The following is a 10,477-nucleotide window of genomic DNA, read 5'->3' as shown; positions in this document are numbered from 1 at the left end:
TGGCAAGTACCGTGGACCGCCGGACGTGTCCTCCCCCTATCGGGGGATCCGCCTCTCCTCCGTGTGTTATGGCCCTTTCCGAGGAGGACCCATGGCCGCCCCGCACTCACCCACGTTTCAGGAGATCTCCGAGACCATCCGCCGGCTTGAGGAGATGCTCGACCGGGTCCCGGATCCACTCGCCCGGGACATCCGCCAGAAGATCTCCCACCTGCGCGCCCTGCTGCTCGAACAGCGCTCGCCCCAGCTCGTCCTCGTGGGCCGCCGCGGCGCCGGCAAGTCCTCCCTCATCAATGCCCTCTTCGGCGCCCGCGTCGCCGAGGTCGGCCACGTCAAGGCCCAGACCGGCCAGGGTCACTGGTTCGACGTCCAGGGCGAGCTCGGCACCCTCTCCATCCTCGACACCCGCGGCATCCAGGAGGGCTCCCGCCCCGAGCAGGCTGATGAGGCGGAGACCCCCCTCGACTCCATCCTCACCGAGGTCCGCCGCAAGGCCCCCGACGCCCTCCTCTTCCTCATCAAGGCCACCGAAGTGGATGCCGGCATCGACGCGGACCTGGACGTGCTCGCCCAGATCGTCTTGGCCGTCGAGCAGACCCACGGCATGCGCCCCCCTCTCATCGGCGTCGCCACGCACTGCGACCTGCTCGAGCCCAAGCGCACCGACCTTCACCTCTCCGATGTGCAGGACCCCACCGAGCTCCAGGAGAAGCTCCGTCATGTCGAGGCTGTTGAGCGTCAGCTCCGCGAGAAGCTCCGCTCCCACCCGGAGCTGCGCGGCCAGCTCGTCAACGTGATCGGTGTTTCTACTTACTTGTCCTGGCGTCAGGACGGCAGCATCCGCTCGGACGAGCGATGGAGGCTGGGCGAGCTCGCCCAGATGCTGTTTCGCGAGCTTCCCGAGCAGGGCCGGCTCGTCCTCGCCCGCGTGACGCGCGTACGCGCCCTCCAGGAGGAGCTCGCCTCCACCCTCACCCGCGCCATGGCCTCCCTCTGCATGGGTATTGCCGTCGTCCCCATCCCCATCGCGGACATCATCCCCATCACCTCCGCCCAGGTGAGCCTCATCGCCGGCATCGCGTGGATCTCCGGCCGACAGCTCGACCTCAAGGCCGCTGGCGAGTTCCTCCCCGCCCTGGGCGTCAATGTCGGCGCCGCCTTCGCCCTTCGCGAGGCCGCTCGGGCCCTCGTGAAGTTCGTCTTCCCAGGGGCCGGCCATGTCGTCTCCGGCGCTGTTGCCTTCGCCGGCACGCTTGCGCTCGGCACCGCCGCCCGCGCCTACTTCCTCCGCGGTGTCTCCGCCGAGGAGGCTCAGCGCCTCTACGTGGCAACTCGCGCCTCCGCTGAGGCCCACCCCGACCGCGCCCTCCCCGACGAGCTCTGAGTTCCGACCCCCGGGATTCTTGGGGGCTCGGGTTCCACGGCTCCTGGTACGGGCTCGCTTACCCTCACCCCGACCCTCTCCCAGAGGGAGAGGGAGGGACGGGGGCGGTTGCTCGGTTGCTTTCCCTCTGGGTAATGCTCCTTGGAAATCTGGTAAGTGAGCACTCACTTTCTTTTTGAATCAGGGGGCATTACTCTTTGTATATGCCTGACTCATCCCCGGGAGCCGAGGCTGCGCCTCGCGTCCGACGCACCCAGCAGGAACGGCGGGACTCCACCCGTCTCAAGCTGCTCGACGCCACGGTCGAGTGTCTGGTGGAGCTCGGCTATGCGCGGACGACCACCCTCGCGATCGCTCAGCGCGCCGGCATCTCCCACGGGGCCCTGTTCAAGCACTTCCCCACCAAGGCCGAGCTGCTCGGCACCGCCGTTGAGCACCTCTTCCCCCGTCTCATCTCCGAGTACCGCACCGAGCTCGACGCAGCTCCCGCTCCCACCGGAGACCGCGTCGTCCACGCCATTGAGCGGTTGTGGTCCATCTACCAGTGCCCTGAGCTGCTCGCCGCCATCGAGCTCTATGTCGCCGCACGCACCGACTCCGAGCTGGCCTCGGCCCTGAGCACCGTGGACCCGCCGCACCGCCGCCACCTCCACCGCGTCGCCCGCGAGCTCTTCCCCGACATCGCCTCCACCCACCCCGACTTCGACGCCATCATCGAGCTCATCCTCAACGCCGTGCAGGGCGCTGCCGTCGGCGGTGTGGCGCTGCCCGCCAATCCCGATCACCGGCAGATGCTCGCGCTGCTCGTCCGGTTCGTCCGCAGCGCCTTCTCCACTCCACCCCAGCCCTAAGGGAGCCACACCATGGCGGACCTTGCTTCCTTTGATCCCACCCAGTTCGCCACGCCGGCGTTCATCCTCCTCATGCTCGTGGAGGGCGTCTGGCTCGCCCGGCACCGCCAAGAAGGCCACGTGGGCTACGCCGCCAAGGACACCGCGGCCAGCCTCACCATGGGCACCGTCTACTCGCTCATCTACATGGTCTGGAAGGGCGTGGAGTACGCCTTCTACTCCGTCCTCTACGAGGCCTCACCGCTCAAGCTCGGCTCCGGCGTGCTCGCCTGGGTGGCGCTCTTCTTCGCCGAGGACCTCTGCTACTACTGGTTCCACCGCGTCCATCACGAGTCCCGCTTCTTCTGGGCCTCGCACGTGGTGCACCACTCCAGCCAGCACTACAACCTCTCCACCGCCCTGCGCCAGACGTGGACGCCCATGACGCACATCCTCTTCTGGGCCCCGCTGCCGCTGCTCGGCTTCCATCCGGCCATGGTCCTCACCGCCCATGCCATCAGCCTGCTCTACCAGTTCTGGATCCACACCGAGGCCATTGGCCACATGGGGCCGCTCGAGTGGGTGCTCAACACGCCCTCCCACCACCGCGTCCACCACGGCTCCAACCCGCGCTACCTGGATCGCAACTACGCCGGTGTCCTCATCATCTGGGATCGTCTCTTCGGCACCTTCCAGCCCGAGGACGAGCGCCCCATCTACGGGCTCACCAAGAACCTCCAGACGTACAACCCGGTGCGCATCGCCTTTCATGAGTACGCCGCCATCGTGCGCGACGTGCTCCGCCCGAACCCGCTCCGCGTCCGCCTGGGCTACGTGTTTCGCAATCCCGCCTGGAAGCCGCCAGAGGACTCAGTCCCGGCAGCAAGCGATGGCGCCATCCTGCGAACGGAAGAAGGCGGTCGTCAGCTCCCGTCCCACCCAGGCGCATAGCACCTCGTACGTCCGCCGCCGCGCGCCACCCACGCGCGCGGGCTCGCGGATAAGCGACTCCGGGTGCCGGATGAAGACGTTGTAGCCCAGGATGTGCCCGTCCGAGCGCAGCACCGTGATCCCATCCGTGGCCATCATCCCCCGCAGCAGCTGCGCCGCCGAGCTCACCGCCGACGCCGCCGCCACGTCCGGGCTCTCGTGGTAGCGCATCACCCGCGCCACCATGTCGATCGGCTCCGCCAGCAGCACCCCATCCACGAACATCGGCGAGCCCTCGCGTCCCTTCGGCAGCACCGCCACCAACGTGCCGTGCGAGGCCTGCATCGCCTCGAAGAGCACTCGCCGGTAGAAGTCCCGCGTCAGGCTGCGCGCCGGCTCTTTCACGGACGCGGTCAGCCCCAGCGCCAGTTCGTCCATGGCCACCGTGGGCAACGTGACCTCCGCTCGCGCACCGGACAGGAAGATGTGCCGGTACAGGCCGCCCAAGCCTCGGAGCTCGATGACGTTCTCCGCCAGTTGCAGCACGCCCACCAGACGCAGCGAGCCATCCCCGGCCCGCCGCATCCGCTCCAGCGGTGTCTCCACCAGCGGGAAGGGCTCCGTGCGGAAGATGCCGTAGGCGAAGCCCTCCGGAACCAGCAGCACGTACAGGGACCACCACCGCCCCTGGCCCAACGGCGCGCACTGCTTGAGCGCCCGCTGAATGGTCTCGCGTGTCCTCGGGCCCGTGCCGATCGCCACCGGATCGCTCCCGCCCAGCACCCGCAGCATCCCTTCGAGATCATCGCCCATGAACGCCACGGGGAAGAGCGGCTCGCCCTCTTCGCGGTAGCGCGACAACGTCACGACCAGCTCACTGAGGGGATCGCCCACCTGTGCGGAGCCCAGTCCGGCCTCATTGAGGAAGGAACAGACCGCGTCTGACAGCAGATGACGGAACGACAGGACCGGGGACTCTCCCGGAGCCGAGTTGCTCATGGACACACGCAGTCTCCCCCAATCCCCACGTTCGCGCACCTCCCGTGAGGTTTGACTCAGTACAGGATTCCAAGAAAAAATGGCGCAACAGGGGTGCAATTCGCCGTTCCTCCTGCACGACCCCTTCCTCTCCCCCCAGAGGCCCCCTTGAGCAATCGGAGCGCGATCGCGGTTTCGCCAGCCGCCGCCATCGAAGTGGACGCGGGTGTGGCGCTGCCCGTGGCCTTTGGTGGGCTGCGGAAGATCCTCCGGGCCTGCGAAGACGCGACCCCCGAGACGGTGCGCGCGCTCGCTCGGCAGCGACCCTCTGAGTGGAACCGCCTCTTCCCCGGCTCCATGGAGGGTGCCCCGGATCTCACTGACCTGGCCCTCACACCGTCCGAGCGCCGGCTGCACCGCGAGTCCGAGCAGATGTTCTGGGTGCTCAACCTCGCAGCGCGCGCCATCGTGGAGACGCTGCGGGAGAGCGGGCAGTCACTCGTCATCCACAGCGCAGGCGAGTGCGATCTCGTCAGCCTGCGCGCGGTGATGCGCGCAGCCGAGTGGTGCCGGCTGGAGCAGCTCGAAGGCCGCATCCTGCTTGCTGGGTGGACGACGCGCCGGCCTTACTCCGCCGCCATCTTCGAGGAGCGGCGCCGGGCCTTCCTGAGCTCGCTCTGCGAGCGGATGCGCATCGCGCCCCCTGAAGGCAGTGTGGGCCCCATGTCCGGCCGGGAGCTCGAGCCCGCCGTGGATTTGGAGGGCCGCTATTTGGGGACCGTGGTGGAGGACGCCGCGCCCCTGGAGTACCGCATCGCCGCGGCCGTGCTCGCCATCCGCAGCTGCTTCTTCACCACCAACTACGAGGGCGCCCTGTTCGCCGCCGAGCGCGGACTGGCGCTGCTCGATGCCGCGGGAGACGCCCTGTCCCCCTCGCGGGTGGCGGAGGGCTGGGATGCGCTCGACACCGGCTTCACCACGCCGGCCATCGAGATCGACCGGAGCAGCATCGGGGACGCGGAGGAGCTGCGCCTCCTCTTCGAGCGGGGCATCGGCGTGGTGCACGTCTTCACGGGCCAGCATGACGAGGCCCTCGCGGCGTTTGGCCGGGGACTCGAGCGCCGGGCACCACCGGAGCGGCTCGCCCACCTGCGCATGTTCCGCGCCCTCACCCTTACCAAGCGCCTGGCGCAGCTGCCGGATGCCCGCGCCGAGGTGGAGGCTGGGCTCGCACTGCTACAAGGCCGCGAGACGCCGCTGCGATTCCTCCACGAGGCCTGGCTGCGCAATGTCTATGCGCTCACGTACTTCCTGGAGAAGAACCTCCCCCAGGCGCTGGTGCAGGAGAAGCATGCCATGCGCTGCGTGGGCGACCTCCACGACGCAAGCGCCACGCACCTGAAGATCAACCTCATCTCCAACGCCAGCTACCTCCAGGAGACAGCGAGGAACTACGCGGACTCCATCGCCATCTGGCGGCGCTTCGAGAAGCTCAGCTCAAGCTGGGGCGCCAACTTCGCCAAGCACCACCGCTACCGACTGGCCGCGCTCCAGATGGCCCATGGCGAGCGCGAGGCCGCCGTGGCCAGCTACACCGAAGCCTTCGAGTGCGCTGGAGCGCTGGGAGATCCTCTTCACCAGCAGGTAATCGCCGCCGATCTGGGACTGCACCTGCTGGACTCGCAGCCAGCCATCGCCGCGCAGTGGTTCTCCCGAGCGGAGGAGCAAGCTCGCACCCTTGGGGATCCGCTTCGGATGGCGCAGAGCCTCGCCGGCCAGAGGCTCGCCGAGGGCAGCCGCGACTGGACGGAGGCCCTGCGCTGCGCCCAGGCGAGCACCACCACCCCAGCGGAGACGGAGCCGCTGGTGCGAGCGCTCTCGAGCGGTGACGCCGAGGCCGTGCGAAAGGCCCTGCCCCGCCCGCGCAGCAAGCTCAACCGCTCCTTCGACGCGGTGAACCTCTACTGAGCGGACGAGGCCCGGCTCACCGCCGCTTGAACCGGACGCGGATGGGCGGCGAGGTAGCCAGGTATGGACGGCCCTCTCGATCGAGGGCCGCATCGAAGCGCGCGCTCCGTGCACAGGCGAGCGCCGCCTCACCGAAACCGTTGCCCGGATCGGACACCAGCTCGGCTGAAGTCACCCGGCCTTCGGGCGTGACGACAACGCGCATCACGACCGTCTGCTCGGAGATCCGCAGCGCGTCCGCTTCCTGGGGCCAGGGGCAGTCCCAGTTGCGAGCCGGGAGCTGAACGGGGCGGGCCTTGCCTGTACCCGAGCCCTTGTCATCACCCTGGCTGCTCGCGACCTCTTCCACCGCCCGTTCTGAGGTCCCGTTGGACGCCGTCACGCCTCCGGCGTAGCTCGAGCCCTGACCGCTCACGATGTCGAAGCCGGTGAAGTCGAGAGGGGCCTCGGCCGCGTCCACGGCGACGACCTGTCCGGCCTGCGCAGGTGCGGGAGCGGGGGCCTTGGTGGACTTCGCGCGGCTCGGAGGCGAGTCGGCTCGAGCCACGCGCTGCTGGGGTCGCGGTGCGGCCGGAGGGGGGGTCGGAGGAGGCGGAGGCTCGACGGGGGCCGGAGGCTTCAGCTCCACCACGTGATCGATCCGGATCGGTGGCTTCGCCACCACCGGAGGCGTGTGCGCCTCCCCGTTCTGCCACGCGCGCCAGGCGAGGACACCCGCGGCACCGTGCAGGGAAGCCGTCACCACCACCGCCCACACGAGTCGCCCCGGTCTCCTCGCCTTCGCGGGACCGAAGACGATCGACGCGATGCTCTCGGCGCTGGTCGCGCTCTGCGAAGGTGGCTCAGGGCGTAGCACGCCGATCCTCCTCTGGAGGCCGGACCGTGCCAAAGGCGACACGGGTGAGGCCCGCTTCCTTCAGTTGATCCAACACGGAGATCACCTGCCGGTGGGGAACGGCTCCGTCGGCCTGGATGACCGCGCGAAGCTCTGGATCCCGAGCAAGTGCCTGACGCACCTTCTCCCGCATGGCCGTCTCATCCGTGGCCTCTCCATCCATCAGCAGCTGACCGCTCGCGGTGATGGAGATGGCGAGGATGGTCTGGAGCTCTTCGCTCTGAGACGCCTGGGGCAGATCGAGCGGCAAGGCGGGATTGTCGACGAGCTTCGCCGTGACCATGAAGATGATGAGCAGCACCAACGTGATGTCGACGAGCGGCGTGACGTTGATGCCCTCGATCATTCCGCCTCGATTTTGTGTTCCGCCCGCCATGGCTACACCACTCCCCGTGCCGACTTGCTCTCGAGGGCACTGTACTGAGCCACGGGCATTTCGGGGAGTGCGCGCTCACCTGAGCCCCCTCCGGGGGTGCTCCGCTCCCGAGCGGAGAGATAGGCCAGCACGAGGTTGGTGAGCGCCTCGGTGTCCGAGAGCATGCGGGTGATCCGCCGCTGGAAGTAGTTGTAAGCCGCGACCGCGGGCAGGGCCACGCCGATACCCACGGCGGTCGCCACCAGGGCTTCCGCGATGGCGCCCATCACCGCATTGGACGCGACCTGACCTGCCCGCCCGCCCGCGCCCGTCGCCCGGCCGAGCTCCTCGAAGGCGAGGAGCACCCCGATGACCGTCCCAAAGAGCCCAATGAAGGGCGCGTTGTTTCCCAACGTGCCCAGGTAGGCCAGACGGTTCTCCAGCGTCGAGCGCTCGATGGCCAGGGCACTCTGCATGCCCTTGTCGGCGGCGGCCACTCCCCGCGGCGCGAGGCGGAGCCCCGCCCGGGCCACCATGGCACCCAAGGACGTGCGCTTCTCGAGCTTCGCCAGCGCTCCGGGAAAGTCCCCGCTCGCCAGCGACGCCTCGAGGGTGTCGGAGAGCTCGCGCAGGACGTCCTGCTTGCCGCGGAAGAAGAACCAACGCTCGACGATGATGCCAACGCTCACCAGCGACAGGGCGAACAGCAACCAGAGGATCCAGTTGGCGCCCCACAGCACGAAGACATTCTTCACCATTTCAACGATGGGCATCACCGTCCTCCTTCTCAGTGGTCGTCGCTCTCACTGCGCGTCATGACTTCCGGGGCGGGCACTGCGCCCACGGGACGCGCCGCGGCTGCGGCTGGTTTCGCCTGCGCCGGGGGCGGCTGTCCATCACCCGGGCCGGTGCGCTTCTGCACGTTTCCAAAATGGAGCTCCGCGATCGTGCCGCCAATGAAGAACAGGCCCAGGCCGACCGCGAGGCTGATGGCCCCAACGCCTATCACGCGGGTGGGCTTCATCTGCCACCACATGAACAAGCCCGACACCGCCCAGAAGACGATCATCAACCCGGTGATGTCCGCGAACAAGGCCCAGACCCAGGTGAAGCCGACATCGAGCGGATAGTGGTGCGTCTTGTGAAGCTTCGTGAGCAGCTCGTTGGCGCTGATCTCCGGAGTGGCCTCGGTGGGGCGGCCATCCAGGCGACCCGAGCCCAGGTTATAGGTGACGTTCCAGGCCCGCTGCTGCGCGTCGGTCATCCGGAACCGCACCTCCGGGGCGCCGCGAGGACTGGCGCGAAGGGGCGTCTTCGCCTGCACGTCCAGTTTCGGCAGGAGCTGGGCCACCTTGGACTCGATCGCGGCCATCGAGTGGTTCGGCAGGGACACCGTCGCTCCCGCGAAGGGAGCCGTCTCCTGCGGCTTCGAGGCGCCGGTGTTGCGCGTCGACAGGGTCGCAGTGCCGTCCTTCAGATCCACGATGAAGATGTGATTCTCACCCTCACCGGGAGCGAGCAGCACCGTGAAGCCCGAGAAGCTGCTCTCGAAGCCAGGGTCGAGCTGATAGGCCCCACCCTGGCCGTTGTTCTGTGCGTTCAACCGCGCAACGACCTCCCGGGCGATCTCACCGGCCTGCACCGGCTCCAGACCGGTGAGCGAGCGGAGCTGCTCGCTGGAGAGCTCCCGCACCTTCACGTCCTCGCCGAGATTGGGATGGTTGAACAGCATCCCGCTGATCCCGAAGACCAGCAACCAGGGGAAGAGCAACAGCCCCAGGTACATGTGCGTCCGGCGGACGAGCTTCATCACGAGCGCATAGCGCTTCGGAGAACGCGCCGGGCGCTCGGGCGGAGTGGAGGTGTCGGGGAGGTCGCTGGACATGGGGGGTTCTTAGCGCAGCTGCAAGAAGGAGAAGCTGACGCCGTCGTAGGTGGTCGTCACCTTTCCGCTCTGATCCGTCAGCTCACGGAGGCTCGTTCCCTTCGAGCCGCTCGCGAACTCGGTGAAGAGGGTCCGGTTATCGGCCTCGAAGAGGAAGGTGCTACCGGTGCTCGCCGGCAGAGTCGCGACCGGAGCGGCCGTCGGGGTGTTGCCGAGCTGGATCTGCCACCACTTCCACGCCGGAGCGCTCGCCAGGGTGCGGGGGTGGGTATCGGGCTTCACCGCAAAGCTGTTCTCATCGAAGACGCGCAGGTAGGCCGTCCCGTTCGGGCCGGGGAGCAGAGAGCCAGCCGTGCCACCGTTGACGAGCGTGTCGAGGCTCACGAAGAAGGAAGAATCGAACTCCAACGTCTGGGGGTTGAACCGGAGCAGGCACGCCGGCGGCGCTACCTCACCCTTGACCCGGCGCACTGCCGAACCATACACCTCCGTCGCGAGGTACAGCATCCCGTCGGAGCCCATGACGCCATCGCGCACGTAGCCGCAGCGCTCGTCCTTCACGATGACCTTCGCCGTGTCGTTGGTCGTATCGACGACGATGAGGCCCGCCTTCTTGACGATGTCGCCCGTCGCGGTCGTACGCCAGCCGATCGGCATGATCACCTGGTTCTCACGGCGGACCGGCAACGTCGCGAAGGTCTGGAGCGCACCCTCCACGGCGAGCCCGGTGACGTTGATGCTCCCCGTGACCGACATGTCGCTGGGGTTCCAGACGATGACCTTCGAGGTCCGTCCGTCGAAGTAGTACGCCTTGGTCTCCGAGACGAACTGGAACTGGTGCTGGTACTCGCCGATCGACGACACGCCCTGGCCCGCGAAGCTCACGGTGGCGCCCTTCTCCAGGCGCCCGTCACTCGTCAGGTTGTAGCGGGTGACCGTGGGACCCTCGCTTCCGGCCACGAAGAGGGAACCCGACTTCGGGATGCCCACCCCCAGCGCACGCCCGGGAATCTCAACGGCGTTGGCCAACGACAGCTTCTCGGTGTGGTCCACCGAGTCCGTCACGATGATGTAGCTCTGGGCTTCATCCGTCGAGATGACCTGCGTCGTGATGGCAAACGCCGCCCGAGTGGAGGTGCCACCGTCCGGGGTGGGATCCGGCTCGTCACCCGGGCAGCCAGCGAGGACCGGAAGGGCGAGCGCCGTGACGGCGAGACGAAGAGAACGGAGAGGAATCGCGAATCTCATCTGG

10 protein-coding genes are annotated in these 10,477 nt (G+C 68.0%); 4 read left to right on the top strand and 6 right to left on the bottom strand.

Going from position 1 to position 10,477, the window contains the following annotated elements:
* Positions 1-91 precede the first annotated feature (91 nt).
* The 3 genes from F0U60_RS22005 to F0U60_RS21995 all read left to right on the top strand — a co-directional run bounded on the left by F0U60_RS22005 (position 92) and on the right by F0U60_RS21995 (position 3,165).
* On the top strand, positions 92-1,384 hold the full coding sequence (locus F0U60_RS22005; protein ID WP_395822962.1) for a GTPase family protein: 1,293 nt from the start codon (positions 92-94) through the stop codon (positions 1,382-1,384).
* Between the two features lie 203 nt (positions 1,385-1,587).
* On the top strand, positions 1,588-2,235 hold the full coding sequence (locus F0U60_RS22000; protein ID WP_395822960.1) for a TetR/AcrR family transcriptional regulator: 648 nt from the start codon (positions 1,588-1,590) through the stop codon (positions 2,233-2,235).
* 12 nt (positions 2,236-2,247) lie between these two features.
* Entirely contained in the window at positions 2,248-3,165 is a 918-nt protein-coding gene (locus tag F0U60_RS21995) for a sterol desaturase family protein (protein ID WP_395822958.1), read from the top strand.
* Here F0U60_RS21995 and F0U60_RS21990 read toward each other — a convergent pair.
* Positions 3,085-4,143, bottom strand: coding sequence for a hypothetical protein (locus F0U60_RS21990; protein ID WP_395822956.1), 1,059 nt, complete (start codon positions 4,141-4,143; stop codon positions 3,085-3,087). The two genes, F0U60_RS21995 and F0U60_RS21990, sit on opposite strands and share 81 nt — an antisense overlap.
* A gap of 147 nt (positions 4,144-4,290) precedes the next feature.
* Here F0U60_RS21990 and F0U60_RS21985 point away from each other — a divergent pair, with 147 nt between their 5' ends.
* On the top strand, positions 4,291-6,090 hold the full coding sequence (locus F0U60_RS21985) for a hypothetical protein (RefSeq protein WP_395822954.1): 1,800 nt from the start codon (positions 4,291-4,293) through the stop codon (positions 6,088-6,090).
* A gap of 16 nt (positions 6,091-6,106) precedes the next feature.
* Here the strand turns inward: F0U60_RS21985 and F0U60_RS21980 are convergent, their stop codons facing one another.
* From F0U60_RS21980 to F0U60_RS21960, 5 genes are read right to left on the bottom strand one after another with little or no spacing between them, the layout of a single operon-like run.
* Positions 6,107-6,946 carry a TonB family protein gene (locus tag F0U60_RS21980; protein ID WP_395822952.1) on the bottom strand — a complete coding sequence of 280 codons (840 nt, stop codon included), beginning with the start codon at positions 6,944-6,946 and terminating at the stop codon, positions 6,107-6,109.
* On the bottom strand, positions 6,933-7,331 hold the full coding sequence (locus tag F0U60_RS21975; RefSeq protein ID WP_395822950.1) for an ExbD/TolR family protein: 399 nt from the start codon (positions 7,329-7,331) through the stop codon (positions 6,933-6,935). Before F0U60_RS21975 ends, F0U60_RS21980 begins: the two co-directional genes overlap by 14 nt.
* Positions 7,332-7,363: 32 nt before the next feature.
* On the bottom strand, positions 7,364-8,113 hold the full coding sequence (locus F0U60_RS21970; protein WP_395822948.1) for a MotA/TolQ/ExbB proton channel family protein: 750 nt from the start codon (positions 8,111-8,113) through the stop codon (positions 7,364-7,366).
* 14 nt (positions 8,114-8,127) lie between these two features.
* Entirely contained in the window at positions 8,128-9,225 is a 1,098-nt protein-coding gene (locus F0U60_RS21965) for a hypothetical protein (RefSeq protein ID WP_395822946.1), read from the bottom strand.
* A 9-nt stretch (positions 9,226-9,234) separates the two neighbouring features.
* Entirely contained in the window at positions 9,235-10,473 is a 1,239-nt protein-coding gene (locus tag F0U60_RS21960; RefSeq protein ID WP_395822944.1) for a hypothetical protein, read from the bottom strand.
* Positions 10,474-10,477 lie beyond the last annotated feature (4 nt).

Source organism: Archangium minus, from assembly GCF_044360475.1.
In the GTDB taxonomy this organism is placed as follows: domain Bacteria; phylum Myxococcota; class Myxococcia; order Myxococcales; family Myxococcaceae; genus Archangium; species Archangium minus.
This window is presented reverse-complemented; position numbering and strand designations above follow the sequence as displayed.

What these genes read in the sequence shown, in the direction of transcription:
- F0U60_RS22000 (WP_395822960.1), top strand. Translation starts at nt 1,588, where the DNA reads ATGCCTGACTCATCCCCGGGAGCCGAGGCTGCGCCTCGCGTCCGACGC.
- F0U60_RS22005 (WP_395822962.1), top strand. Translation starts at nt 92, where the DNA reads ATGGCCGCCCCGCACTCACCCACGTTTCAGGAGATCTCCGAGACCATC.
- F0U60_RS21990 (WP_395822956.1), bottom strand. Translation starts at nt 4,143, where the DNA reads ATGAGCAACTCGGCTCCGGGAGAGTCCCCGGTCCTGTCGTTCCGTCAT.
- F0U60_RS21970 (WP_395822948.1), bottom strand. Translation starts at nt 8,113, where the DNA reads ATGCCCATCGTTGAAATGGTGAAGAATGTCTTCGTGCTGTGGGGCGCC.
- F0U60_RS21975 (WP_395822950.1), bottom strand. Translation starts at nt 7,331, where the DNA reads ATGATCGAGGGCATCAACGTCACGCCGCTCGTCGACATCACGTTGGTG.
- F0U60_RS21960 (WP_395822944.1), bottom strand. Translation starts at nt 10,473, where the DNA reads ATGAGATTCGCGATTCCTCTCCGTTCTCTTCGTCTCGCCGTCACGGCG.
- F0U60_RS21995 (WP_395822958.1), top strand. Translation starts at nt 2,248, where the DNA reads ATGGCGGACCTTGCTTCCTTTGATCCCACCCAGTTCGCCACGCCGGCG.
- F0U60_RS21965 (WP_395822946.1), bottom strand. Translation starts at nt 9,225, where the DNA reads ATGTCCAGCGACCTCCCCGACACCTCCACTCCGCCCGAGCGCCCGGCG.